The sequence below is a fragment of the Glycomyces harbinensis genome (assembly GCF_900101745.1).
Taxonomy (GTDB): Bacteria; Actinomycetota; Actinomycetes; order Mycobacteriales; family Micromonosporaceae; genus Glycomyces; species Glycomyces harbinensis.
In genome coordinates this window covers 34,298-58,737 of sequence record NZ_FNAD01000008.1, presented here as the reverse complement: position 1 = coordinate 58,737, position 24,440 = coordinate 34,298, and the positions used below count along the sequence as shown (strand labels likewise).

Annotated in this window: 21 protein-coding genes and 2 tRNA genes; 15 read left to right on the top strand and 8 right to left on the bottom strand. The window is 70.8% G+C overall.

The annotated features are described in order from the left end of the window. Positions 1-246: 246 nt before the first annotated feature. The 5 genes from BLQ63_RS14590 (at position 247) to BLQ63_RS14570 (ending at position 6,434) form a co-directional block, all read left to right on the top strand. The gene (locus BLQ63_RS14590) at positions 247-1,611 is read left to right on the top strand and encodes an AI-2E family transporter (RefSeq protein ID WP_091036199.1); all 1,365 of its coding nucleotides are present in this window, start codon (positions 247-249) and stop codon (positions 1,609-1,611) included. Beyond that, positions 1,608-3,572: an ATP-dependent DNA helicase gene (locus BLQ63_RS14585; protein WP_091036196.1), complete on the top strand. Its 1,965-nt coding sequence runs from the start codon at positions 1,608-1,610 to the stop codon at positions 3,570-3,572. The genes BLQ63_RS14590 and BLQ63_RS14585 overlap by 4 nt, the downstream gene beginning before the upstream one ends. Before the next feature lie 340 nt (positions 3,573-3,912). Beyond that, positions 3,913-4,542: a DUF47 domain-containing protein gene (locus tag BLQ63_RS14580; RefSeq protein WP_091036192.1), complete on the top strand. Its 630-nt coding sequence runs from the start codon at positions 3,913-3,915 to the stop codon at positions 4,540-4,542. A gap of 2 nt (positions 4,543-4,544) precedes the next feature. Next, positions 4,545-5,546, top strand: coding sequence for an inorganic phosphate transporter (locus BLQ63_RS14575; RefSeq protein ID WP_091036189.1), 1,002 nt, complete (start codon positions 4,545-4,547; stop codon positions 5,544-5,546). 117 nt (positions 5,547-5,663) lie between these two features. Continuing rightward, positions 5,664-6,434 carry an NUDIX hydrolase gene (locus BLQ63_RS14570; RefSeq protein WP_091036186.1) on the top strand — a complete coding sequence of 257 codons (771 nt, stop codon included), beginning with the start codon at positions 5,664-5,666 and terminating at the stop codon, positions 6,432-6,434. Between the two features lie 121 nt (positions 6,435-6,555). On the opposite strand, the gene mshD is transcribed toward BLQ63_RS14570, so the two are convergent. The 3 genes from mshD to BLQ63_RS14555 form a co-directional block, all read right to left on the bottom strand. Next, a complete protein-coding gene (gene mshD / locus BLQ63_RS14565; protein ID WP_091036183.1) occupies positions 6,556-7,488 on the bottom strand; it encodes a mycothiol synthase in 933 nt (310 codons plus the stop codon). A gap of 139 nt (positions 7,489-7,627) precedes the next feature. After that, a tRNA-Ser gene (locus BLQ63_RS14560) sits at positions 7,628-7,719 on the bottom strand. A gap of 48 nt (positions 7,720-7,767) precedes the next feature. Continuing rightward, positions 7,768-8,589 carry a hypothetical protein gene (locus BLQ63_RS14555; RefSeq protein WP_091036178.1) on the bottom strand — a complete coding sequence of 274 codons (822 nt, stop codon included), beginning with the start codon at positions 8,587-8,589 and terminating at the stop codon, positions 7,768-7,770. Positions 8,590-8,887: 298 nt separating this feature from the next. Here BLQ63_RS14555 and BLQ63_RS14550 point away from each other — a divergent pair, with 298 nt between their 5' ends. From BLQ63_RS14550 to BLQ63_RS14515, 8 genes are all read left to right on the top strand, one after another. Beyond that, positions 8,888-9,667 (top strand): CPBP family intramembrane glutamic endopeptidase, encoded by a 780-nt coding sequence (locus tag BLQ63_RS14550; protein ID WP_091036173.1) that lies wholly within the window; start codon positions 8,888-8,890, stop codon positions 9,665-9,667. A gap of 75 nt (positions 9,668-9,742) precedes the next feature. Beyond that, positions 9,743-9,833, top strand: a tRNA-Ser gene (locus tag BLQ63_RS14545). A 257-nt stretch (positions 9,834-10,090) separates the two neighbouring features. Next, positions 10,091-11,110 carry a LacI family DNA-binding transcriptional regulator gene (locus BLQ63_RS14540; RefSeq protein WP_218125276.1) on the top strand — a complete coding sequence of 340 codons (1,020 nt, stop codon included), beginning with the start codon at positions 10,091-10,093 and terminating at the stop codon, positions 11,108-11,110. Between the two features lie 33 nt (positions 11,111-11,143). After that, positions 11,144-12,421 carry an extracellular solute-binding protein gene (locus BLQ63_RS14535; protein WP_091036169.1) on the top strand — a complete coding sequence of 426 codons (1,278 nt, stop codon included), beginning with the start codon at positions 11,144-11,146 and terminating at the stop codon, positions 12,419-12,421. Between the two features lie 2 nt (positions 12,422-12,423). Next, the gene (locus BLQ63_RS14530) at positions 12,424-13,404 is read left to right on the top strand and encodes a carbohydrate ABC transporter permease (protein ID WP_091036166.1); all 981 of its coding nucleotides are present in this window, start codon (positions 12,424-12,426) and stop codon (positions 13,402-13,404) included. Position 13,405: 1 nt separating this feature from the next. Continuing rightward, positions 13,406-14,314 (top strand): carbohydrate ABC transporter permease, encoded by a 909-nt coding sequence (locus BLQ63_RS14525; protein ID WP_218125275.1) that lies wholly within the window; start codon positions 13,406-13,408, stop codon positions 14,312-14,314. Between the two features lie 27 nt (positions 14,315-14,341). Next, a complete protein-coding gene (locus BLQ63_RS14520) occupies positions 14,342-15,283 on the top strand; it encodes a glycoside hydrolase family protein (protein ID WP_091036162.1) in 942 nt (313 codons plus the stop codon). Between the two features lie 197 nt (positions 15,284-15,480). Further along, positions 15,481-17,016 carry a glycoside hydrolase family 32 protein gene (locus tag BLQ63_RS14515; RefSeq protein ID WP_091036157.1) on the top strand — a complete coding sequence of 512 codons (1,536 nt, stop codon included), beginning with the start codon at positions 15,481-15,483 and terminating at the stop codon, positions 17,014-17,016. Between the two features lie 81 nt (positions 17,017-17,097). Here the strand turns inward: BLQ63_RS14515 and BLQ63_RS14510 are convergent, their stop codons facing one another. The 4 genes from BLQ63_RS14510 to BLQ63_RS14495 are packed head-to-tail and all read right to left on the bottom strand — an operon-like array spanning position 17,098 to position 20,949. Continuing rightward, positions 17,098-18,018: a carbohydrate kinase family protein gene (locus BLQ63_RS14510; RefSeq protein WP_091036154.1), complete on the bottom strand. Its 921-nt coding sequence runs from the start codon at positions 18,016-18,018 to the stop codon at positions 17,098-17,100. Further along, positions 18,015-18,803: an ATP-binding cassette domain-containing protein gene (locus BLQ63_RS14505; protein WP_091036151.1), complete on the bottom strand. Its 789-nt coding sequence runs from the start codon at positions 18,801-18,803 to the stop codon at positions 18,015-18,017. The genes BLQ63_RS14510 and BLQ63_RS14505 overlap by 4 nt, the downstream gene beginning before the upstream one ends. Continuing rightward, complete coding sequence (locus BLQ63_RS14500; RefSeq protein WP_218125274.1) at positions 18,800-19,834, bottom strand: ABC transporter permease; 1,035 nt, start codon at positions 19,832-19,834, stop codon at positions 18,800-18,802. The genes BLQ63_RS14505 and BLQ63_RS14500 overlap by 4 nt, the downstream gene beginning before the upstream one ends. Positions 19,835-19,866: 32 nt before the next feature. Then, positions 19,867-20,949 (bottom strand): substrate-binding domain-containing protein, encoded by a 1,083-nt coding sequence (locus BLQ63_RS14495; protein ID WP_091036149.1) that lies wholly within the window; start codon positions 20,947-20,949, stop codon positions 19,867-19,869. Between the two features lie 163 nt (positions 20,950-21,112). On the opposite strand from BLQ63_RS14495, the gene BLQ63_RS14490 reads away from it, so the two are divergent. Together BLQ63_RS14490 and BLQ63_RS14485 are read left to right on the top strand one after the other, a co-directional pair. Then, positions 21,113-22,123, top strand: a complete 1,011-nt coding sequence (locus BLQ63_RS14490; protein ID WP_091036145.1) for a substrate-binding domain-containing protein — start codon at positions 21,113-21,115, stop codon at positions 22,121-22,123. Positions 22,124-22,339: 216 nt separating this feature from the next. Further along, the gene (locus BLQ63_RS14485) at positions 22,340-23,179 is read left to right on the top strand and encodes a helix-turn-helix transcriptional regulator (RefSeq protein ID WP_091036140.1); all 840 of its coding nucleotides are present in this window, start codon (positions 22,340-22,342) and stop codon (positions 23,177-23,179) included. 28 nt (positions 23,180-23,207) lie between these two features. Here the strand turns inward: BLQ63_RS14485 and BLQ63_RS14480 are convergent, their stop codons facing one another. Continuing rightward, on the bottom strand, positions 23,208-24,410 hold the full coding sequence (locus BLQ63_RS14480; protein WP_218125272.1) for a Gfo/Idh/MocA family protein: 1,203 nt from the start codon (positions 24,408-24,410) through the stop codon (positions 23,208-23,210). Between the last annotated feature and the right edge of the window lie 30 nt (positions 24,411-24,440).

Sequence of the window (24,440 nt, the reverse complement as noted above, 5' to 3'; positions counted from 1 at the left end):
CACAGTGGCCGGAACCCGTTCGGAGCGCCGGGCGCGGGGCGATTCGTCCCCTCCCCGAGGTCGGGGGTGTCGCTTCCGGGGCCCCTCGCACAAGGGTGCGCCCGGGGTGCGACATTTCGGGCTCGGTAGTGCCTGCGGGCCCGGTCTCGGTCGCGCTGGCTGGATGGGGCGAGTCGCACCCAACCGGTACCGTACGTGTTGACGTTGCACCCACCTCCTTTCGGAGGAACCGTCCTTGGAGAGACCGTGAGCCGATTCCGCCGCACGACCGCCCGCGCAAGACAGCTCTGGATCGGCATGCGGCTCAACCCCGTCGCAGAGCGGGCCCGTGCCGGGCGCGCCGAGCCGGACCCCGGCGACCCCGACCTCTCCGGCGACGACGGCGACTTCCCGCCGCCCGAGCCCCACACGGCCGTCGACGGAGCCAACCCCGACCCCCGCTACGTCCCCACCGGCCTCGCCGTCGGCGCGGCCTGGTCCTGGCGCCTGCTCGTCATCGGCGCGCTCGTGGCCGTCGTCCTGTACCTGCTCAGCCAGGTCACCACCGTCATCATCCCGGTCGCCATCTCCTTCCTCCTCGCCGCGATGCTCCAGCCCGCCGCCGCCTGGCTCATGCGCCACGGCTGGAACAAGTCCCTCGCCGCGCTTCTCATGCTCGTCGCCGGCCTCGCCGCCGTCGGCGCGATCCTCACCTTCGTCGTCCAGCAGTTCATCGCGGGCATCCCCAAGTTCTACGACTCGATCCTCACCGGCCTGCGGGACGCGCAGGCCTGGCTCGAATCCGGCCCGTGGGGCCTCGACGGCGCGCAGGTCGCCGAGTTCCTCGGCGGCATCCAGGACAACATCACCGACTGGTACGACGAGAATCAGCAGGCGATCGTCCAGACCAGCCTCGACGTCGCCGGATCCACCGCGTCGGGCCTCGGCAACTTCGCCACCGGCCTGTTCCTGGTCCTGTTCACCACCTTCTTCTTCATCCGCGACGGCCACAGGATCTGGGCGTTCCTCACCGGAATGCTCCCCCGCAACGCCGCCGAGCCCCTGCGCTACGCCGGCACCGGCGGCTGGTCGACGCTCGTGCAGTACATGCGCACCCTCGTGGTCGTCGCCGCCGTCGACGCGATCTTCATCGGCCTGGGCCTGTGGCTCCTCAACGTCCCGTTCTGGCTGCCGCTGACCACGCTGATCTTCCTGGGCGCGTTCATCCCCATCGTCGGCGCCACGATCTCGGGGATCGTGGCCGTCATCATCGCGCTCGTCGCGAACGGCCCGGTCACCGCGCTCATCGTGCTCGGCATCGTCCTGGCCGTCCAGCAGCTGGAGTCGAACCTGCTCCAGCCGTACCTCATGAGCCGAGCGGTCAAACTCCATCCACTCGCGATCGTCCTCGCCGTCACCGCGGGCGGCTTCGTCTGGGGCATCATCGGCGCGCTCGTCGCCGTCCCGCTCCTGGCCATCGTCAACGGCACCATCCGCGCCCTCAACCGCTACCGCGAAGCCCGCCGCGAAGCCCAGGCCCGCGGCCTCGAAGAAGAAGCGGCCACGGCCGAAGCCGCGGCCGCGAGCGCCGACATCACCAGCGACGGCAAGCCCGCGGCAGGTCGCGCATGAGCGCCGAAGAGCAAGCGCTGAAGATCCTCGACGCCGCCGTCGCGGCCACGCCCCACGGCCAGGCCCGCGAAGGCCAGCGCGAGATGTGCGCGGCCGTCGCCACCGCCGTCGAGTCCGGTGAGCACCTGCTCGTGCAGGCGGGCACCGGCACCGGCAAGTCCCTCGCCTACCTGTGCGCGGCGCTCGCCGCGGGCAAGCCCGTGGTCGTCTCGACCGCGACCCTCGCCCTCCAGCACCAGCTCGTCGCGGTCGACCTGCCGCGCCTGGTGGAGGCCGTCGCGCCCGTCCTGGGCCGCAAGCCCTCGTTCGCGCTGCTCAAGGGCCGCCACAACTACATCTGCAAGCGCAAGGTCTCCGGCGAGGAGGAAGAGGACGACGGCGCCATCGAGGGCACCGAGCAGCTCAAGTGGGCCGGGCAGCAGGCGAGTTTCTCCAAGCAGGTGCAGCGCCTGTTCGACTGGGCGAACGACACCGACACCGGCGACCGGGACGACCTCGAACCGGGGGTGAGCGACCGCGCCTGGAAGCAGGCGTCGACGACCTCCTCGGAGTGCGTCGGCGTGAAGGACTGCGCGCAGGGCCAGGAGTGCTTCGCGGAGTGGGCGCGCGGGCGCGCGCACGAGGCCGACATCGTCGTCACCAACCACGCGCTCTTGTCGATCGACATGATGAACGAGCGCAGCGTCCTGCCCGAGCACGCCGTCCTCATCGTCGACGAGGCGCACGAACTGGTCGACCGCGTCACCTCGGCGGCGCGCGCCGAACTCCATCCGGCCCGGCTGCGCTGGCTCGCCCAGCGCGGCAGGCGCCTGATCGACGCCGATGTGGCCGACGAGCTGCGCGAGGCGGCCGACGCGCTGGAAGGCGCGCTGACGGCCGCGGGGGAGCGGCGGTTCTCCGGCGAGCTGCCCGCGCCGCTGGTCGAGGCGCTGAACCTCATCAACGGGGCGTGCGTCAAGGCCACGGTGCATCTGGGTTCGCTCGACGCGGAGACGAAGAAGCAGTTGAGCGCCCAGCAGCTCAAGGCCGGGCTGGTCGAGACGATCGAGACGGCCGGGCGCTGCATCGGTCCGGCCGGGGACGACGTGATCTGGGCGGAGCCGAACGGCCCGCAGCTGGTGGCCGCTCCCTTGTCGGTCGGCGGCCTGCTCTCGGCGATGCTCTACGAGGACCGGACGGTGATCGCGGCGTCGGCGACGCTGACGCTCGGGGGCCGGTTCGACATCGTGGCGCGCAATCTCGGGCTGCCCAAGGACGAGCAGGGGTGGACGTCGCTCGACGTCGGCTCGCCGTTCGACTACCGCAAGCAGGGCATCCTCTATGTCGCGGCGGCGCTGCCGCGCCCGACGGCCTCGGGCCTGTCGGAGGAGACCGGCAAGGAGCTGCTGCGCCTGGTGGAGGCGAGCCGGGGCGCGACGCTGGGGCTGTTCTCCTCGAAGAAGGCCGCCGAGTCCGCCGCGGAACTCCTTCGCGCCCAGACCGACTACAGCATTCTCCTGCAGGGCGAGGAGACCCTCGGGAGTCTCGTCAAGCGGTTCAAGGAGGAGGAGTCGACGTGCCTGCTGGGGGTCATGAGCCTGTGGCAGGGCGTGGACGTGCCGGGCATGACCTGCCGCCTGGTCGTCATGGACCGCATCCCGTTCCCGCGTCCGACCGAGCCGCTCACGGCGGCCCGCTCGGAGGCCGCGGACGCGGCCGGGCGTTCGGGCTTCACCGAGGTCTCGGTGCCGGCCGCGGCGATCCGGCTGGCGCAGGGCGCGGGAAGGCTCATCCGCCGCACCTCGGACCGGGGCGTGGTCGCGATCCTCGACTCGCGTTTGGAGACCAGCCGCTCCTACGGCCGGTTCATGCGCGATTCACTGCCGCCGTTCTGGTACACGACGAAGTCCGATTCGGTGGCGGGCGCTCTGGGGCGCCTCGCGGACGACTCGGCGAAGATCGGCGCCGGGGCCGCGTCGTAGCGGCCGGGCCCTATCCCATTCACGTATCGACGCTCGTGAGTGCCGTTCTGCGCGATGCTTAACGCGCGGCCCTGCGGGGAACCCGGCCGAGCGGCGACGGCGGGCGCCCGCTCGAGCGTCGGCCGCGCCCGTCGAAGCCTAAGGTTAACAATAGATGAATTCAAGTGAAACCTTTGCATAACCCCAGCTTAGAGCGGTTTCGTGGAGTCTCACACAGGCGACTTCACAAGCTTGTCTCGCGTTCACCTGGATGTTAACTTCGCGGAGACGAATTCCAGCCCTCCTCTGGACCTATCGGTACAGTGAGGACAGACAAAGCGACCGAAAGCAGGGGTGCCCGGTGCGGTTCTCGCTGAAGCCTCAGGACGACACGTTCTACGCCTTCTTCAACGAAGCGGCGGACAACATCCGCCGCGGCGTGGTGATCCTGGGCGAACTGGGCGACGACACGCCCGACTACCAGAAGATCTCCGAGCGCCTCGTCGACGTCGAGCACGACAACGACCAGCTGACCCACCGCCTGTTCACCAAGATCAACTCCACGTTCGTCACCCCGATGGACCGCACGGACATGTACCACCTCGCCGGCAAGCTCGACGACATCCTCGACCACATCGAGGCCGCCGCGAACCTGGTCTACCTCTACGGCCTCTCCGACCTCCCGGCCCTGCCCCGCGAGATGATCGAGCAGATCACCGTCCTCGCCTCCCAGGCCGACCTCCTCGTGGAGTTCATGCCCAAGCTCAAGGGCCTCAACGAGACCATGAAGGAATTCTGGGTCGAGTGCAACCGCCTGGAGAACGACGGCGACCGCGCCTACCGCATGCTCCTGGTGCGCCTGTACTCCGGTGAGTACCCGGCCCTGACGGTCATGAAGCTCAAAGAGGTCGGCGACGAGCTCGAGGCCGCCTGCGACTCCTTCGAGTCGGTCTCCAACGTCGTCGAGTCGGTCTACGTCAAGGAATCCTGAACGTGGACAGTGTGCTCGTCGCGGTCGTCGTCTGCATCGGCGCCGCGCTGCTCTTCGGCTACACCAACGGCTTCCACGACTCCGCCAACGCGATCGCGACCTCCATCTCGACCAGGGCCCTGCGGCCCCGCGTCGCCCTGGGCATGGCCGCGATCGGCAACTTCATCGGCGCGCACCTCGGCGGCAAGGTCGCCGCGACCGTGGCGAGCGGCCTCGTGGAGCTCCCCGGCGGACTCGACGGCATCCTCATCGTCATCGCGGGCCTCCTCGGCGCGATCACCTGGAACTTCATCACCTGGTACTTCGGCCTGCCGACCTCCTCGTCGCACTCGCTGTTCGGCGGCATGGTCGGCGCGACCATCGCCGGCGGCGCCGTCGTCCTGTGGAGCGGCATCGTCGACAAGATCGTCCTGCCCACGCTCATCTCGCCGCTCGTCGGCTTCGTGCTCGGCTTCCTGGTCATGATCGCCGTCTACTGGCTCTTCCGCCGGGGACGCCCCGACAAGCTCAACCGCGGCTTCCGCCACGCCCAGACCGTCTCGGCCGCCGCCATGTCGCTCGGCCACGGCATGCAGGACGCCGCGAAGGTCATGGGCATCATCGTCCTCGCCCTGACCGTCGGCGGGTACTACACCGAAGGCGCCCCCATCCCCGAATGGGTCTACCTCGCCAGCGCCGCCGTCATGGCCGCCGGCACCTACGCGGGCGGCTGGCGCATCATCAAGACCATGGGCCGGCGCATCATCGACCTCGGCCCGCCCCAGGGCTTCGCGGCCGAGACCGTCGCCAGCGCCGTGCTCTACGCGAACACGTTCATGCTGGGCGCGCCGATCTCGACCACCCACACCATCACCTCCGCGATCATGGGCGTCGGCTCGACCGGCGGCAAGCGCGCGGTCCGGTGGGGCGTGGCCCGCTCGATCGTGATCGCCTGGATCATCACGTTCCCGATCGCGGCCCTGGTGGGCGCGCTGTTCTACCTCCCGATCCAGTTCCTCGGTTAGGCACGGGAGCGGCCGCGGCCGGTCCCGGTACGGCCTCGCGGCCCGGCTTCGGCCGGGCCGCGCCCGTTTCCCCCGAAGCGCCCGGGAAGGCCCTGCTCTTGGGCTAGCGTGGGGGACATGTCCATCCAGCGCTTCGGCAAGTGGGACTTCAGGGCTGTCGACTCGGCGTCGGCCGTCCGGGCTCTCGCCCGGCTCAAGGAGCAGGGCGCTCCCGCCGAGCCCGAGCGCGCCGCCGCCGTCGTCCTCCTGCGCGAGGCCCCGCTGCGGGTCTTCCTGCTGCGGCACGCCGCGAAGGAGCCGTTCGGCCTGCCGGTCCTCGACCGCTCCGACCTGCCCGTGGTCGTCGTCCGCGAGCGCTGGGCCCACCTGGACGTGGACGGCTACGACGGGCGAGTCGTCAACGGCCGCACCGTGCCCCGCAACGTCCTGTACGGCTTCCCCGGCGGGCGCCACAAGCCCGACGACCCCGACGTCGCCATGACCGGGGTCCGCTCGGTCGAGGAGGAGACCGGTGCGATGGTCGCCCTCCAGCGGGCCTGGTCGCGGTGGGTCACGCCCGAGTACGAGCCGGTCAGGTTCGACTCCTGGATCTACGTCGCCACGCTCGCCGAGGGCTTCCAGCCGCGCATCCGCGTGCGCGAACCCGAGTACGCGACCTGGATCGGCCCCGAGCAGGCCGTGTGCCAGTACGGCGGCCAGATGTCCATGCCCGAGGCCACCACGCTCGCCGAACTCGCCCGCTATTCCACCGTGGGCGAGGTCTTCGCCGCCGCCGAGCAGCGCGACATGTCGCCGATCCTGCCGCGCGTGAGCCTGGGCGACGGGACCGCCAGGCTCGTGCTGCCCGGTGAAGAGGACTACCCGGCCGACGCCCTCGCCTCGGCCTGACCGACATTCCGGATATGCCCTTACCGAAGGCCCCCTGGCGAACCAAGGCGGCCGCAGGGGCCGACAGCACTCGGCGGTGAGGCGACGCCGGTCTTGCGGGGAGGCGAGGCGTCCTCGCTCCCTACAGCCGCCTGGTCCACTGCACGTCGGTCCTGACCACTTCGAAGCCCTGCGACCGGTACAGGTTGACGGCCTTGGTGTTCGACTCGTCGGCGTACAGGTCGACCTGCCGGATGCCGTGCGCCGCAAGATGGGCCAGACCGGCCAGCGTCAGCGTCCGGCCCAGTCCGGTGCCCTGGGCCCTGGGGTCGACGCCGAGGACGTACACCTCGCCGACGCCGTGCTCCACTTTGGTCCAGTGGAAGCCGAGCATGCCCGCGTCGTCCTCGGCGACGATGAGCCCGTCGGGGTCGAACCAGGTCTCCGCCTCGCGCGCGGCCAGGTCCGCCGCCGTCCAGCGCCCCTGCTCGGGGTGGGCGGCGAAGGCCGCCGCGTTGACCCGCAGCCACGACGCCTCGTCCGCGCCCACCCTGAACGGCCGCAGGCGGACACCGGGCCGGAGCACAGCATTCGGCGCGTCGCCGGTCGGCCAGTTCCGGCCGATCCCCTCGGGCCACGCGGCCGGCCATGCGAACCCTTCGAGGCCCCGTGCGAACTGGAACAGCACCCGGGACCGCTCGAAGCCCCTCGATGCCGCGAACGCGCTCGAATCGGGCCGGTCGCCGTGCGCCCACACCCGCAATTGCGTGATCTCGGCCTCAAGCCAGGCCGTGACCTCCGCGAGGAGCGCGGTGCCCACACCGCGCCCGCGATGGTCCGGATCGACCGCCAGCTCCGCTTCGGCGCCGTCCCCGACGACCTCCGCGCCCGCGTAGGCGATGACCGTATCGTCTTGCCGCACAAGGAAATGCATGCGACCAGGCGCTGCCCCGCGGGACAGTGCCAAGGTGGTCTGCTCGTTGAAGGGGGCGATGCCGTCCGCCGATTCGCAGCGGTGCGCCATCGTAACGATTCTGTGAATATCCCGACCCGGAAGTGAAGCATGTTGCGCCATGGGGTTACCCTAATCATGGACTCAGCACCGTGCCGGGGTGCTGAGTCCTTTTTCCTGCCTCGGGCAGGGATCTTTCCTGAAGCGCGACAGGCATCGCCGTCGTTTCCGGGGTTGCGCCGCAGCAGGCGCGCGATCGTGGTGGCGGAGAGGGTGGGATTCGAACCCACGGTGAGCTTTGACACCCACGGCGGTTTTCAAGACCGCTGCACTAGTCCACTATGCGACCCCTCCAGGGCCCCTTGAGGCAAGCGCCAATCTACCAAACGGTGCGCGGCGGCGTCAGCGCTGCTCGGTGCGGACGCAGCACGTCGAGCAGGTGCGACTGCCCTCGATGGTGAGCGCGAGGCAGCAGGTGCGGCGCTGGTAGACCAGGCGCCCGGCCTCGTCGGTCGCGACGTCGACCAGGTGGCTCACGTCGAACACGTCCAGGAGGGTCTTGGCCACGACCTCGTCGGGCTCGGGCACGACCTGCGCCATCGAGGCGACCGCGTACGACAGCCCCGAGGCCAGCGACCCCATGAGCGTCCGGCGCCCGACCCGCACCCGCGCCAGGAACGCGTCCAGGACCGGGGACAGGTGGCCCTCGAACACGCCGGCGCGCAAGCGGTCCAACAGGTCGCCCTCGTTCGCCGCCACCTCGGTGCCCGGCGCGCCCGCGCACGGGTCGTGGGGCAGGACCAGGAAGCGGGGCCGGATCTGGCGGACCGCGAACATCGGGGCCCGGGGCGACACGGAGAAGACGGTGTTCGCGGCGTCCATGACCGGGACGCGGCGGTCGGCCAGGTAGCCGAGCACGACCGGGGCCACGGTCCAGTAGCAGTAGGTCTTCCACGCGAGCGCCGCGTTGGCGTGGGCCGAGCCGCCCCACAGCGCGGCGGCCGCGCCCATGAGCTCGTCGAGGCGCCGGCCCGAGGCCAGTTCGGTCGCGGGGAACTCGACCGCGCCCTCGCGGGAGCCGCCGTCGAGCCAGTCGCGGAGGCCCGCGACCGGATGGGTGCCGACCTGGTGCTCGACCCGGTCGGCGACGTCGCGGAGCGCGTCGATCGGCCTCGGGATCGGGCGTAGTCCGGGGCGGCGTGCGACGGCGGGCGCGCTCAGCACGCCAGGGCCTGCGCACTCGTGGGCCGCATAGACTACCGCCTCTCAGGTAAGGACTGGCTAACCTTACCTGATTGAGGCGATCCAGTGTCAAGAAACCGACAGACGCCGCGCCGACACAGGGTGTAGGGAAGCGAGGTGCCGTGAGGGTGAGCGTCGCCGAGTGGGATGAGTTTCACAGCACCTCGCTTACGGATCGATCATCCCCTTGACGAGGGGCGACGTGTCGCACACGCGGTGCGACCGGACCGCGGCGCTTCCCGCGGACGTCCCGCCTCGGTGCTCTGGCACTCTGGTGCGCATGTCTAACCGCTCCGATGCCGCACCGCTCCTCGCCCCCCGCGCGATCCGGCGCGAAGTGGTCGTCGTCCTCGCCGTCTCCCTGGGCGCCTCCGCGATCTGGTCGATCGTCGACATCATCGGCACCCTCACCGAGCCGGGCGGCCTGGCCGACAGCGTCCAGTCGATGAACTCCTCGCGCGCCGAACCCGAACGGCCCTGGTACGACCTCGCGCAGCAGCTGGTGAGCCTCGCACTCGCCATGGCGCCCGTCGCGCTCGCGCTCCACCTCCTGAGCCTCGACCGCGGCAACCCCTTCCGCGCCATCGGCCTCGACGCCCGCCGGCCCGCCTTCGACCTCCTCGGCGGGGCCGCCCTCGCCGCGTGCATCGGCATCCCCGGGCTCGGCCTCTACTTCACCGCCCGCGCGCTGGGGCTGAACGCGACGATCAGCGCGGCGAACCTGAACGACGTGTGGTGGGCCGTCCCGATCCTCGTGCTCGCCGCGTTCAAGAACGCGATCGTCGAGGAGGTCGTGGGCGTGGGCTACCTCATCACCCGCTTGCGGCAGCTGGCCTGGCGGCCCGCGGCGATCGTCGCGACCCACGCGCTCCTGCGCGGGACCTACCACCTCTACCAGGGTTTCGGCGGCTTCATCGGCAACGCCGTGATGGGCGCGGTCTTCGCGCTGTGCTTCATGAAGTGGAAGCGCACCGGCCCGCTGGTGATCGCCCACACCCTCCTGGACATCGCCGCGTTCGTCGGATACCTGCTGGTCGCGCCCCACGTGGGCTGGCTCTGATCGACCCGAACCCGCTTGGGGAACGGGGGATCGGACCGGTATGCTCTGTGCTTGGTACGTGCTCCGGCGCGTCCTGGAGGATTCGCATAGTGGCCTAGTGCGCCCGCCTGCTAAGCGGGTTTCGGGTGATACCCGATCATGGGTTCAAATCCCATATCCTCCGCCACTTTTGCTTATAGCAATGTAGATGACCTGCGGGGACACTGTTTTTGACAGTGTCCCCGCAGTCGTCTTCCCCGCGGTCATGCGCACCCGGCCCGTGCCTCCGCCGTTCGGGTGTGACGCAGACTTCGTCGTTGTTCAATCGTGATCTTTTCGAGTTCGTTTCGCAGCGGTCGGGTTGTAGGTTCAGTTAATCGTTTAACTGTGGCCGTCCAGTCTGCGGCGGACTTAGTTAATCGATTGACCGATTGGAGCTTGTCGATGGTGACCAGACCGCCCCGCCTGACCGACGTGGCCAAGGCCGCCGGGGTCTCTACGGCGACGGCCTCCATGGCGCTCAACGGGACCGGTGGCAACCGCATCGGCTCCGAGACGCGCGACCGGGTCCTCGCCGCCGCCGCCGCGCTGGGCTACCGGCCCAACACCGTCGCCCGGGGCCTGCGCACCCGGCGCACCCAGATGATCGGGTTCGTCGGGGACAACGTCGCCACCACTCCCTTTGCGGGCCAGATGATCCGCGGCGCGCACGACGCGGCCCGCGAGGCCGGGTTCCTCCTGCTCATGATCGACACCACGGGCGACCCCGAGGAGACCGGCGAGGCCATCGCCGCCCTCCAGGAGCGCCAGATCGACGGGATCCTCCTGGCGACCATGTACCACCAGGCCATCGACGTGCCGAAGGAGATCAAGTCCACGCCGGTCGTGCTGCTGGACTGCAGCGCCGACGGCACGGTCTCATCGGTGGTGCCCGACGAGCGCGGCGGCACGCTCGGCGTCCTCGCGGAGCTCGCCGCGGCCGGCCACCGGCGCATCGGCCACGTCACCACCGCCGAAGACGTCGAGGCCCGCCACATCCGCCTGGCCGCCTGGCGCGAGCACGTCACCGCCTACGGCCTCGACGCCGGCGACCTGCTGGCCGAGTCCCCGGAGGCGCGGACCCACGACGGCTACGAGGCGGCCATGCGCCTGCTCGGCCGACCCGAGCGGCCCACGGCGATCTTCTGCTTCAACGACCGGATGGCCATGGGCGTCTACCGCGCCGCCGCCGAACGCGGACTGTCCATTCCGGGCGACCTCTCCGTCGTCTCCTACGACGACCAGGAACTCATCGCCCCGGAGCTCGCTCCCGGGCTGACCTCGGCGGCCCTGCCCCACTACGAGATGGGCAGCTGGGCCGTCAAAGAGCTGCTCCGCAGGCTCGACGAACCCGACGCCGAGCCCGTCCAGCACCTCATGCCCTGCCCCACGGCCCGCCGGCAGTCCGTGGCCGCACCGCGATAGCCCTTCAGCCGCATTCACATTGGAGTGACCACCATGCAACGACGACACTTCTTCCAGCTCGCGGCCGCCACCGGCGGCGCCGCGCTCGCCGGGCCCGCGCTCGCCTCCTGCTCGACCTCCGCGGGCGCCGCCGACGGCGAACTGGTCCTGTGGAGCCACAACGCCGGCAGCCCCCTGGAAATCGCCGTCACCGAGGACATCATCGCGGCCTTCAACGCCGCGCAGGACGAGTACTCCGCGAAACTGGAGCCGTTCCCGCAGGACGTCTACAACGACACGGTCGCGTCCGCTTCCATCTCCGGCGACCTCCCCGACCTGCTCACCGTGGACGGACCCAACATCGCCAACTGGGCCTGGGGCGGCTACCTCCAGGTCCTCGACCTCCCCGCCGAGGTCACCGACCGGTTCCTGCCCTCCACCCTCGGCCGGTTCCAAGGCGAGATCTACGGCATCGGCCACTGGGAGGCCGCGTGCTCGATCTTCGCCCGGCAGTCGGTGCTCGAAGCGGCGGGCGTGCGCATCCCCACCATGGACGCGCCCTGGACCCGCGAGGAGTTCGACGACGCCCTCCAGCGGCTCGTCGCCGACGGCGCCTACAAGCACGCGATCGACTTCTCCACCGCCGACACCGGCGAGTGGTACCCCTACGCGTACTCGCCGTTCCTCCAGAGCTTCGGCGGCGACCTCCTCGACCGCGAGACCCACCTCTCGGCCGACGGGAAGCTCAACGGGCCCGAGGCCCTCGCCTGGGGCGAATGGTTCCAGGGCCTGTTCACGGGCGGGCTCGCTAGCGTCGAGTCCCCCGGCGGCGCCGAGGACTTCATGCAGGGCAAGGCCGCGATGGCCTACCACGGCAACTGGGGCGCCCTCGCCGCGATGGACCTGTACGACGACATGCTGTTCCTGCCCCCGCCGGACTTCGGCACCGGCCCCAAGATCGGCGGCGGCTCCTGGCAGTGGGCGGTCTCCGCGACCGCCGAGACCGCCGGGGCGGGCGAATGGCTCGCCACCGCCACCACCGACGAGTACGTCGCCCAGTACGCCGAGCAGACCGGCCTCATCCCCGCCACCGACGCCGCCGCCGAGCTCACCGAGCACTACGGCTCCGAAGGGGACCTGCGGATGATGGTCGAGTACTCCAAGGCGTACGCGGTGCTGCGCCCCGAGACGCCCGCCTACACCGTGATCGCCTCGGTGTTCAACCAGTACGCCGGCGACATCATCCACGGCGGCGACGTCCAGCAGAGCCTCGACGCGATGGTCGCCGAGATCGACGCCGACATCGAGTCGAACGGCGGATACGGGTTCTAGCCATGCCGATCCCGGTCTCCAGCCGCAGCGCGCCGCCCGCCGGCGCCGGGCGGCCGGCGGCGGCCCCCGCGCGGCCGGCCCCGGCCGCCGCACGGCGCCGCCGCAGCCACTCCCGCACCGAGCAGCGGGCCGGGGCGGCCTTCGCCGCCCCCGGCGTGGTGCTCCTGCTCGTGTTCGTCATCGGACCCGCCGTCGTCTCGCTGGTCCTGGCGTTCACCAACGCCCGGCTCGTCTCCCCGACGCCGCCGGAGTTCATCGGACTCGACAACTTCGAGCGGGCCTTCACCGAGGACGCCGCGTTCCACCGGTCCCTGCTGAACACCTTCGTGTTCGCCGCCGTCGTGGTGCCGCTCCAAGGCGGGCTCGGCCTGGTCCTCGCGCTCCTGGTCAACCAGCGCCTGGCCGGGCGCAACATCTTCCGCACCGTCTACTTCCTGCCCGTGATCACCTCGATGGTCGTCGTCAGCCTCCTGTGGCGCTTCCTCTACCAGGAGGACGGCCTCGTCAACTCCGGGCTGTCGATGATCACCGGCGGCGCGTGGGCCGGGCAGGCCTGGCTCGCGAACCCCTCGACCGCCATGGGCGCCATCGTGGTGATGAGCGTGTGGCAGGGCGTGGGCTTCCACATGATCATCTGGCTCGCGGGACTCCAGACCATCCCCGAAGAGGTCTACGAGGCCGGCGCGCTCGACGGGACCACCCCGTGGCAGCGCTTCAGGCACCTCACGCTGCCGCTGCTCAAACCCACGTTCGTGTTCGTGCTCATCACCATCACGATCGCCGCGATGAGCCTGTTCGTCCAGGTCAACATCATGACCGGCGGCGGGCCCGTCGGGTCCACCAGCACGCTGGTGCTCCAGATCGTCCAGAAGGGCTTCCAGCAGCAGCAGATGGGCTACGGCGCCGCGCTCTCGCTGGTGTTCTTCTGCGTCGTGCTCGCGCTGGCGCTCGTGCAGCGCCGCCTCACCAGGGACAGGGACTGACATGGCAGCGACCTTCAAGCCGCTCTCGCGCCGCCGGTCGAGCGGTCGACTGTGGACTTACGTGCCGATGTCGGTCCTCGCGGTGTTCTTCCTGTTCCCGATCGTGTTCATGCTCGTCGCGAGCCTCAAGAGCGACCACCAGATCTTCGCCGACATGGACTCGCTCAGGGCGTTCCTGCCGGTGGGGGAGCTCTCGTTCGCGAACTACGCGGCGGTGTTCGACCGGGTGCCGTTCTGGCGCTTCCTCGGGAACACGCTGTTCGTGACCTTCATGGTCACCGCGTTCGGGCTCATCGTGAACTCCATGTGCGGCTACGCGCTCGCGCGGATGCGCTGGAAGGGCCGCGGCCTCGTGTTCGGCCTCGTCATCGCCACGCTCATCCTGCCGTTCGACACCACGATCGTCCCGCTGGTGTACCTGGTCGCGAACCTGCCCTGGATCGGCTTCGACGGCCTGACGCCGGTGCTCGAGACCGGCTGGCTCAACACCTACCGCGTGCAGATCATCCCGTTCATCGTGAACGCCTTCTCGATCTTCCTGTTCGCCCAGTACTTCAAGAGCCTCCCCAAGGGACTCGAAGAGGCGGCGGCGATCGACGGCGCGGGCTGGCTGCGCACCTACTGGCGCATCATCGTGCCGCTCTCCAAACCCGTGTTCGCCACGGTCGCGATCCTGACCGTGGTCACCTCCCCGGCCACCTGGAACGCGTACCTGTGGCCGCTCATGACCGTGCAGAGCGAGGAGCTGCGGCCGGTCATGGTCGGCGTGCAGTACTTCTTCCAGCTCGACACCGCCTGGGGCGAGGTCATGGCCTACATCAGCATGATCACGCTGCCGATGGTGATCGTGTTCCTCGTCTTCCAGCGCGCGTTCATCCAGTCCATCGCCTCCGCGGGCATGAAGGACTGAACTCCCCGCACATCAGATAGGACGACAATGCTCAAGCTCGCCGACCACTGGGTCTGGGACTCCTGGTACGCGACCGACGACGACGGCCGCCACCACGTGTTCTTCCTCCGCGCCTCCAGGGCTCTACAGGAGGAGGGCCGCCGCCACCAGCGCGCCTCGATCGGCCACGCCGTCTCCCCGGACCTGGAGGACTGGACGCTCCTGCCGGATGCGCTGGTCTTCGCCGACGCGCCCGCGTGGGACGACCAGGCCACCTGGACCGGTTCGGTGGTGCGCGAGGACTCGGGGCGGTGGCGCCTGTTCTACACCGGCGTCTCCCGCGCGGAGGGCGGGCTGGTGCAGCGCATCGGCTCGGCCGTCTCCGACGACCTCCTCACCTGGCACCGCAGGCCCGGCCCGCAGGTCGAGGCCGACCCGGCCTTCTACGAGCGGCTCGGCGAGGGCACGGGCTGGTTCGACGAGGCCTGCCGCGACCCGTGGGTGTACCGGGGCGAGGACGGCTGGCACATGCTGTTCACCGCCCGCGCCGACGGTCCCGAGCCCGCGCGCGAGCGCGGCGTCGTCGGCCACGCCGTGTCCGCCGACCTCGAGACCTGGGAGGTGCGGGGGCCGCTGAGCCGGCCCGACGCGCTCGGGTTCGGGCAGGTCGAGGTCACGCAGCTGCACCGGGTGGACGGCCAGTGGCTCCTGCTGTTCTGCTGCGGCGAGGGCGAGGCCTCCGACGCCCGCCGCGCGCTCGGCGAGACCGGCGACAACTACGTGGTGCCGGTCGAGCTGCCGCTGCGGGGGGTCGACATCGCCAAGGCCCGGCCGTTCGAGCATGAGAGCCTCTACGCCGCAAGGCTTCACGACGTGGACGGCCAGACGGTCATCATCGGCTTCCGCAACAAGGAGGACGGCGAGTTCGTCGGCGAGCTCACCGACCCGATCCCGGTGCGATGGGACGGCGAGCGGCTGGTGCGCAAGTGATCGGCACCGCCTCCGAGGCGCGGACCCGCTCGGGCGGGACGAACTGATTCGACATGCGGGCCGCCGTTCGGCGGCCCGCAGTGCTTTCCGCCCCGATGCGTATTAACCGGACGCTTAACCTATTTATCCATTGATTTAACTATTTTAACTCTTTACGTTTATCGACATCAGTTCCCCGCCTCAGATTTGGAGCGACGATGCCTCGAACCTCGAGAAGAAACCTCATCCGGGCCGCCGGCCTCGGCGGCGCGACGGCGATGCTCCCGGCCCCCGCCGGCGCGGCCGGCGCGGCACAGGCGACGTACCGGCCCGTGTACCACTTCTCCGTCCCCGACCACTGGAAGAACGACCCGCAGCGGCCGATCCGCATCGACGGGAAGACCCACTACTACTACCTCTACAACAAGGACTACCCCGCGCCCGGGACCGGCACCTCCTGGCGCCTGGTCGCCTCCGACGACAACGTCGCCTTCGACGACCTGGGCACCGCCATCGCGAAGGAGGAGAACCCGAACGGGTCGATCTGGTCGGGCTGCCTGGTCGTGGACGAGGACGACACCGCCGGGTTCGGCGCGGGCGCCGTCATCGCGCTCGCCACCCAGGAGGACCGCACCGCGACCGCCCCGAACCGCCAGGCGCAGTTCCTCTTCCACTCCACCGACGGCGGCCGCACGTTCGAGCGGCACGAGCCGGCCGTGCTCCCCAACCCCGGCGTGGTCGACTTCCGCGACCCCAAGGTCATCTGGGACGCCGAGCGCTCGCAGTGGGTCATGGCCCTCGCCGAGGGCGACAAGATCGGCTTCTACGTCTCCGCCGACCTCAAGGGCTGGACGTACACCGACGGCTTCATCAAGCAGGGCATCGGCGTCATCGAATGCCCGGACCTGTTCTGGATGGCGTCGGACAACGGGCCAGGCCGGTGGGTGCTCGGCGCCAGCGCCAACACCAAGGGCTCGGGCGGGCCCGCGACCTACGCCTACTGGACCGGCGAGTGGAACGGCACGGCCTTCGTCGCCGACCAGGCGGATCCGAAGTGGCTCGACCACGGATGGGACTGGTACGGCGCCGTCACCTGGGAGCGGTGGGACGGCGGCGCGGTCGACCCGCGGACCCGCTACGCCATCGGGTGGATGAACCACTGGGACTACGCGGACAAGACCCCGTCGTGGGAGGCGGACGGGTTCAACGGCACCGACTCCATCGTGCGCGAGATCGCGCTCCACTGGCACGACGACGAGGCCGTGCTGCTCTCGACCCCGGTCCGGACGCTCGCCGACCGGGCCTTTCGGACCGTCGAGCTGGGGAACGTCACGGTCGACGGCCATGCGGTGGTCGACTACCGGGGGAGGGCCTACGAGGTCCGGGCCCGCGTCACCTGGGACCAGGTGAACAACATCGGCTTCCAGTTGCGGCGCTCGGACGACGGGCTGCGGCACATCGACGCCGGCGTCTACGCCGCCGGCGGCTACGCCTACCTCAACCGGGGCAACACCCCCAACCCCGACGCCAGGTGGACCGAGAGCAGGACGCCGTTCGACTCCGGCCCGCGCGAGGTCGACCTGCGCATCCTGGTCGACAACCTCTCCGCCGAGGTGTTCATCGACGACGGCCGGTACGTCCACACCAGCCTGGTGTTCCCCGACCCGGCCCACGAGGGCCTCGCCCTCTTCACCGACGGCGGCCCGGCGGTCTTCAACGGCCTCACCGTCACCGAGTTCGCCCCGATCGCCTGATCGCGGACCACGTCGCAGCGGGCCGCTCCGCATGACCACCGGTCATGCGGAGCGGCCCTCGCCGTGCCTGCGAATCCTCGCTCAGACCGACAGTTCGGTGCGGCGCGGCGGATTCGCCCCGGCGCGCGAGCAGGTCGCGGCGGCGACCGCGGAGGCGAACTCGACCGCCTCGCGGGCCTCGCTCTCGCGGAGGCCCGCCAGCCTGTCCGGTCGGAGCCGATCGGCCCGGTCCAGCCAGTGCAGCAGGCCGCCGCTGAAGGAGTCGCCCGCGCCGACGGTGTCGACGATGACCGCGCGGTGTGCCGCCACCGTGAACTCGTAGCCGCGCCCGAACACCCGCGAGCCGTCGCCGCCGCGGGTCACGACGACGAGGCGGCGCCCGCGGTCGATCCAGCCGCGCGCCAGTTCGGCGGCGTCGCAGCCGGGCCGGATCCACTCCAGGTCCTCGTCCGAGATCTTGACGAGGTCGGCGAACGACAGCCACCGCTCCCATCGCGCCAGGTACCGGTCCCGGTCGCCCAGGAGCTCCGGTCGCACGTTGGGGTCCAGGCTGATCGTGGTCGATCCGCCGAGCCCCTCGAGCCACGTCTCGACCACCGGGCCGCCGGGTTCGAGCGCCAGGCCGAGCGATCCGGCGTGCACGGCGTCGAAGCCCGGCGCGGCGGCCAGCTCGGCGGCCGACCACTGCCAGTCGGCGGTCCGGTGGACGTGGAAGGAGTAGTCCGCGCCGCCGCCGGGGGCGACCGACACGACCGCCAGGCTGGTCGGCTCCGATGCGTCCACCGACCATCGCAGGTCGACCCCCGACGACTCCAGGTGTCCCCGGAGCAGGTCGCCGAACGCGTCGCCGGACAGGCGTCCGAGGAACGCCACCGGCGTTTCCAAGCGCCCCAAGGTGACCGCCACGTTCATCGGGCTGCCGCCCGGGTGCGCCACCGGCCGGGACGGGTCGGATTCGGCGACCACCAGGTCGATCAGCGCTTCGCCGACGACGCCGATCAACGCACGTCCTCCCGCATCGCGCCGGTCATGATCGCCACCGCGTCGGTCATCGAGTGCGTCCGCGGCGTGATCGTGGCCGCGCGCTTGCCGAGCCGCTGGACGTGGATGCGGTCGGCCACCTCGAAGACCTGCGGCATGTCGTGCGAGATCAGGATGACCGGGACGCCCCGGTCGCGCAGGCTCGCGATCATCTCCAGGACCTGCTGCGACTCGCGCACCCCGAGGGCGGCGGTCGGCTCGTCGAGCACGACCACCTTCGAGCCGAAGGCCGCCGCCCGGGCGACCGCCACGGCCTGGCGCTGCCCGCCCGAGAGGTTCTCGACCGGGACGGTCACGTCCTGCAGTGTGGTGATGCCCATCTCGGCGAGCTCCTCCTCGGCGCGCTGGCGCATCCGCTTCCTGTCGATCACGCGCAGGACCGTCCCCAGCGGACCGGGCTTGCGCAGTTCGCGGCCCAGGAACAGGTTCGCGGCGACGTCGAGCGCGGGGGAGACCGCGAGGGTCTGGTACACCGTCTCGATACCGTGCGCGCGGGCGTCCTGGGGCCGCTTGAAGTGCACCTGCCGCCCTTCGAGCCGGATCGTGCCCTCGTCGGGGATCTCGGCGCCGGTGAGGCATTTGATCAGGGTGGACTTGCCGGCGCCGTTGTCGCCGATGACGGCCAGCACCTCGCCCGGGTAGAGCTCCAAGTCCACGCCGTCGAGGCCGACGACGCGACCGTAGGTCTTGACCAGGCCCGTCGCCTGCAGGATCGGCTCGCCGGAGCCGGTGCCGTCGGTGCTCATTTGCGTGCCTTTCGGATCCACTGGTCGATCGAGACGGCGGCGATGACGAGCACGCCGACCGCGAAGGTCTGCCACAGGACGTCGACGCCGACCAGGGACAGCCCGTTGCGGAAGACCCCGACGATGAGCGCGCCCAGGAGCGTCCCCCAGACGGTGCCGCGCCCGCCGAACAGGCTCGTCCCGCCGATCACCACGGCGGTGATCGAGTCGAGGTTCAGGTCGACGCCGGTGTTCGGCGAGGCCGCGTTGGACCGTCCGATCTGGATCCACGCGGCGACGGCGAGGATCGCCCCGGCCGCGAGGTAGACGCTCGCCAGCACCCGCTGCACCCTGATGCCCGCCAGGCGCGCGGCCTCCGGGTCGTCGCCGGCCGCGTACACGTGCCGGCCCCACGCCGTGCCCTGGAGGATCAGCGCCAGTGCGATGTAGAGGACCAGCATCATCACGACCCCGACGGTGATGTTGACGCCGCCGACGGCGAAGGTCTCGCCGGTCAGCGTCAGCAGGGCTGGCATGTCCCCGCCGCGGACGGTCGCGCCGCCCGAGTACAGCAGCGTCAGGGCCAAGAAGATGTTGAGCGATCCCAGGGTGACGATGAACGGCGGCAGCTTCAGCCTGGTGACCAGGAAGCCGTTGGCCGCGCCCGCGCCGAGTCCGACCGCCAGGCCGAGCCCGAGGCCGACCGGCGCGGGCACCCCGTTCTGCACGGTGGTCTGCGCGACCACCATGGAGCCGAGCACCATGACCGCGCCGACCGACAGGTCGATGCCGGCGGTGAGGATGATGAGGGTCTGGGCCAGGGCGAGCGTCCCGACCACCGCGACCTGCTGGCTCACCAGCGACAGGTTGGACGGTTCGAGGAAGCGCTCGTTGAGGCCGCCGAACACGGCGACGGCGGCGATGAGGACGATGGCCGGGCTGATCGCCGGGTGGCGGTGCAGGAGGTTGCGGATCGCGCTCAGGGGCGTCGACCGGTCGAGGAACTCCTCGGCCAGGTCGGGCCCGGGCGAGGCGGTGGCGTGCTGATTCACGTGTGCTCCGATGTTCTCAGGACGTCCGGGACCTAGCCCCAGCAGACGTCGGTCGCCTCGGTGGAGGTGATCGACTCGATGCCCTCGTGCGGCTGGTCGGTGACCAGCTCGACGCCGGTGTCGAAGAAGTCGAGGCCTTCGGAGGTCTCGGGGGCCTCGCCGGTGGTCGCGAGCGCGTGGATCGCCTCCACGCCGAGTTCGGCCATGCGCACCGGGTACTGCTGGCTGGTGGCCGAGATGACGCCCTCGGTCACCGCCGCGACGCCGGCGCATCCGCCGTCGACGGAGGCGACGATGAGGTCGTCGGTGGCGCCGGCGGCCTCGAAGGCCTCGTACGCGCCGTAGGCGGCCGGTTCGTTGATCGTGTAGACGACGTTGATGTCGGGGTTGATCGACAGGAGGTTCTCGGCCGCGGTGCGTCCGCCGTCCTCGGCCCCCTGGGAGGCCTCGTGTCCGACGATCTCGTACTCGCCGCCCGAGTACCGGCCGGTCTCCGCCTCGTCGCCGTAGGCGGCGGGGTCGGCCACGTCGATCCCCATGCCGTCCAGGAAGCCCTGGTCCCGCTGGACGTCGACCGAGACGACCTTGTCGTCGAACAGGTCGATCATGGCGATGACGGCCCGGTCGCCGCCGAGCTGGGCGGCGGTCCACTCGCCGATGCGCTGCCCGGCGAGGAAGTTGTCGGTCGCGAAGGTGATGTCGACCGCCTCGGGGTCGGACGGCGGCGTGTCCAGGGCGATGACGTACAGGCCCGCGTCGCGCGCCTGGATGAGCGCGTCTTCGACGCCCGGTCCGTTGGGGGTGATGAGGATGCCCTTGTCGCCGCGGGAGACGGCGTTCTCGATCGCCTGGATCTGGGTGTCCTCGTCGCCGTCCTCGCGTCCCGCCGCGAGGGTGAGTTCGACGCCGGCCTCCTCTGCGGCGGCTTCGGCGCCCTCCTGCATGGACACGAAGAAGGGGTTGGCGGTGGTCTTGACGATGAGCGTGACGCCGACGGCGTCCGCGTCGGATCCGTCGCCGGAACCGCACCCGGTCAGCGCGAGGGCCGCGCCGATCGTGAGCGCGCCGGTGGCCACGAGGGTCCGGCGGAGGCCGCCGTGTCGATTGCGATTCATCGGTGAATCTCCTCTGAAGGTCGGCACCGCCGCCTGATTGACAACGATGTCAAATCTAGTTCTAGAGCATGCGAGCGTGTATCGTCAAGCCCAGTCGATTTCTGGAGGTCAATTCGTGACATCGTTGTCAGCGCGGGATGCGGGCAGCCGCCCCCGCGCCACCATGCGACAGGTCGCGGAGCTCGCCGGCGTCGGCATCAAGACCGTCTCCCGGGTCATCAACGGCGAACCGAACGTCACCCCCCAGACCACCCAGCGGGTGCTCGACGCCGCCCGCGCCCTGGACTACCAGCCCGACCTGCACGCCGGCAACCTCCGGCGCGCCGACCGCCGCACCCGGACCCTCGGGCTGCTCGTCGGCAGCGTCGACAACCCCTTCTCCGGCGCGGTCCACCGCGCGGTCGAGGACGCCGCGGCCGAGCGCGGCGTCGCCGTGTTCGCTTCCAGCCTCGACGACGACCCCCAGCGCGAGCGGGAAGCGGTGGCCGCGTTCCTGCGCCGACGCGTCGACGGGCTCATCCTCACCACCGCGACCGCCGACCAGACCTACCTGGAGCCCGAACTGCGGCACGGCACCCCGGTCGTGTTCGTCGACCGGGAGCCGTCGGGCATCGAGACCGACGCCGTGGTCAGCGACAACGCCGGCGGCGCGGCCAGAGCCGTCGAACACCTGCTCGCGCACGGACACCGGCGCATCGCCTACCTGGGCGACCTCCACAGCATCCAGACCGCGCGCGAACGCCGCCGCGGCTTCCTCGACGCCCTCGACCGCGCCGCCGTCCCCGCCGACGATGCACCCGTGATCGAGGACCTGCACGACCAGGGCACCGCGCGCGAAGCGCTGCTGCGGCTGCTCGACGGGCCCAACCCGCCCACCGCCGTGTTCAGCGCCCAGAACCTCATCACGATCGGGGCGCTGCACGCGCTGCGCGAACGCGGGCGCCACCGCGACACCGCGCTCGTCGGCTTCGACGACGTCGAACTCGCCGACCTCCTCGAACCGGGCGTCACCGTCATCGCCCAGCACCCCGAAGACCTCGGCCGCATCGCCGCCGAGCGGATCTTCGAGCGGCTCGACGGCGACGACGCCCCCTCGCAGCGCGTCGTCGTGGGCACCACCCTGATCGTGCGGGGCAGCGGCGAGATCCCGCCGCCCGGTGGGCGACGTACCTGAGGCGCAGGGCGCGTGGCGAATCGATCGAGCGCGCCGACCCGTTCCACCGGCTGCCGGTCACCGCCGCCGCGGACGCCGCGGCGACCCTCCAGGGCCTCCCGATCCGCGGCCGCGCAGGCCGCCCCGGAATCGGGCAGCGCCGAAGGGGGGATCGCCAGGCCGTGGCTGCGCCCGGCCGCCGCCGGTATACATGGGTCAGACCGAAGGGGGCACGCCGTGATCGACCGCACCGGACTCGCCGAGTTCCTCCGCATGCGCCGCGAGGCGCTGCAACCCGAGGACGTCGGCCTGCCGCGCGGCTTCCGCCGCAGGACCAGCGGCCTGCGCCGCGAAGAGGTCGCGCTGCTGTGCCACATGTCGGTCGACTACTACGCCCGGCTGGAGCGCCGGCGCGGGCCCCAGCCCTCGGAGCAGATGCTCGCCTCGATCGCCCAGGGCCTGCACCTGTCGCACCTGGAGCGCGACCACATGTTCCGCCTCGCCGGGCACCAGCCCCCGGCGAGCGGGGTGGTGGGCGAGCACATCAGCCCCGGGCTCCTGCGCGTCCTCGACCGCCTCGACGACACGCCCGCCGAGATCGTCACCGAACTCGGCGAGACCCTGAAGCAGACGCCGCTGGGCGTCGCCCTCACCGGCGACTCGACCGCCTACGCCGGTCCCGAGCGCAGCCTCGGCTACCGGTGGTTCACCGAACCCGCCACGCGCCGCCTCTACGCCCCGGACCAGCACGCCTTCCTGAGCCGCATGTACGCCTCGGGGCTGCGCGAGATCCTGACGCTGCGCGGCCCCGACTCCCGCGCCGCCCACCTCGCCGACCTGCTGCTCGACCGCAGCGAGGAGTTCCGGCGCCTCTGGGCCGACCACGAGGTGGGCGTACGGCCCGACCAGGTCAAGCACTTCGTCCACCCCGAGGTCGGCGCCCTCGAACTCCACTGCCAGCGCCTCGTCGACCCCGGCCACGCCCACTCGCTGCTGGTCTACACGGCCGTCCCCGGCAGCGAGAGCCACGAGAAGCTGCGGCTGCTCGCCGCCGTCGCGGCCTCACTGCCCCACTGAACCCCGGCCCCCGCCGACCGGGACAGACCTAGGCGACGCCCGGCGCGTCCCCGAAGTCCTCGATCCGGAGGCGTTCGCCGCCGCGCAGCGCGGACTCGTGGGCCACGACGCCCGGCAGCGTGTACCGCGCGGCCACCCAGGCGTTGACGCTCGGCAGCCGCCGGTCGTTCACCGCGGACACGAAATCGTGCACGAGCAGCTGGTGGCTGCCCATGTGGCCGTTGCCGAGGCCCTTGAACTCGACCGGGAGCGCGGACGTGTCGTGCACCGGCGCGTGCCCGGAGATGAACGAGTCGTGCAGCTTCGGGTCCACGCCGGCCAGCACGGGGTCGTCGGCGCCGCTCGCCCAGCCGGGACGCACCAGGTCGGTGAGGTCGTTCAGCGGACCGGACCGGTCGTGCCACACCGTGGCGAGGGCGCTCTGCTCGAGGATGCCCTCGGTGCCGTAGAACGTGAACCGCGACTCGGGGACGTTGTTCGCGAGGCCCACGCGGCGGAACTCGTTGGTGCGCATACTGCCGCCGTCCGCCGTCTCGAACAGCGCGGTGGCGTTGGAGAAGTCGTTGGCGAACATGCTCACGGCCGCGTCGAACACGCCGTCGCCGCGCTGGTCGTGCACGCCCACGGCGCTCACGCTGACGGCGTGCGTGTTCCAGGCGCCGAGCACGCCGCCGATGGCGTGGGTGGGGTACTTCAGCGGCGGGAAGCTCGCGGTGCGCTTCCACTCGGGACCGCCGCTGTACTGGTAGGCGGCGTAGAAGCCGTGGTCCATGTCGTGCACGTAGTCGCCCTCGGCGTAGAAGAGGCGCCCGAACGCGCCCTCGGCCGCCTTCTGCCTGGCGAGCACCGTGGCCGGGTGGTAGAAGCTGGTCTCGCCCATCATGTAGGTGAGGCCGGTCTCCTTGACCGCGTCGATGATCGCGCCGATCTCCTCGACCGTGAACGCCATCGGCACGGCGGAGTAGACGTGCTTGCCCGCGCGCAGCGCCCGCACCACGAGCGGCCCGTGGGTCCACCGCTGGGTGAAGACCGCGACGGCGTCCACGTCCGAGGCGAGCATCGCGTCGAAGTCCTCTGCCACGCCCGCCAGGCCGAGCTCGCCGACGAGGTTCGCGGAGCGCTCGGGGAGGAGGTCGGTGACGGTGACGCGCGAGACCCCGGGGTGGGCGTTGAACAGTTTCGCGAAGGCGCCGGCGAACTGCCCGGCGCCGACGATGCCGATTGAGAACACAGGGAGACTCCTTGGTGATCGGGGCCGACC

What these genes read in the sequence shown, in the direction of transcription:
- BLQ63_RS14585 (WP_091036196.1), top strand. Translation starts at nt 1,608, where the DNA reads ATGAGCGCCGAAGAGCAAGCGCTGAAGATCCTCGACGCCGCCGTCGCG.
- BLQ63_RS14570 (WP_091036186.1), top strand. Translation starts at nt 5,664, where the DNA reads ATGTCCATCCAGCGCTTCGGCAAGTGGGACTTCAGGGCTGTCGACTCG.
- mshD (WP_091036183.1), bottom strand. Translation starts at nt 7,488, where the DNA reads ATGGCGCAACATGCTTCACTTCCGGGTCGGGATATTCACAGAATCGTT.
- BLQ63_RS14550 (WP_091036173.1), top strand. Translation starts at nt 8,888, where the DNA reads ATGTCTAACCGCTCCGATGCCGCACCGCTCCTCGCCCCCCGCGCGATC.
- BLQ63_RS14540 (WP_218125276.1), top strand. Translation starts at nt 10,091, where the DNA reads ATGGTGACCAGACCGCCCCGCCTGACCGACGTGGCCAAGGCCGCCGGG.
- BLQ63_RS14535 (WP_091036169.1), top strand. Translation starts at nt 11,144, where the DNA reads ATGCAACGACGACACTTCTTCCAGCTCGCGGCCGCCACCGGCGGCGCC.
- BLQ63_RS14530 (WP_091036166.1), top strand. Translation starts at nt 12,424, where the DNA reads ATGCCGATCCCGGTCTCCAGCCGCAGCGCGCCGCCCGCCGGCGCCGGG.
- BLQ63_RS14525 (WP_218125275.1), top strand. Translation starts at nt 13,406, where the DNA reads ATGGCAGCGACCTTCAAGCCGCTCTCGCGCCGCCGGTCGAGCGGTCGA.
- BLQ63_RS14520 (WP_091036162.1), top strand. Translation starts at nt 14,342, where the DNA reads ATGCTCAAGCTCGCCGACCACTGGGTCTGGGACTCCTGGTACGCGACC.
- BLQ63_RS14515 (WP_091036157.1), top strand. Translation starts at nt 15,481, where the DNA reads ATGCCTCGAACCTCGAGAAGAAACCTCATCCGGGCCGCCGGCCTCGGC.
- BLQ63_RS14505 (WP_091036151.1), bottom strand. Translation starts at nt 18,803, where the DNA reads ATGAGCACCGACGGCACCGGCTCCGGCGAGCCGATCCTGCAGGCGACG.
- BLQ63_RS14495 (WP_091036149.1), bottom strand. Translation starts at nt 20,949, where the DNA reads ATGAATCGCAATCGACACGGCGGCCTCCGCCGGACCCTCGTGGCCACC.
- BLQ63_RS14490 (WP_091036145.1), top strand. Translation starts at nt 21,113, where the DNA reads ATGCGACAGGTCGCGGAGCTCGCCGGCGTCGGCATCAAGACCGTCTCC.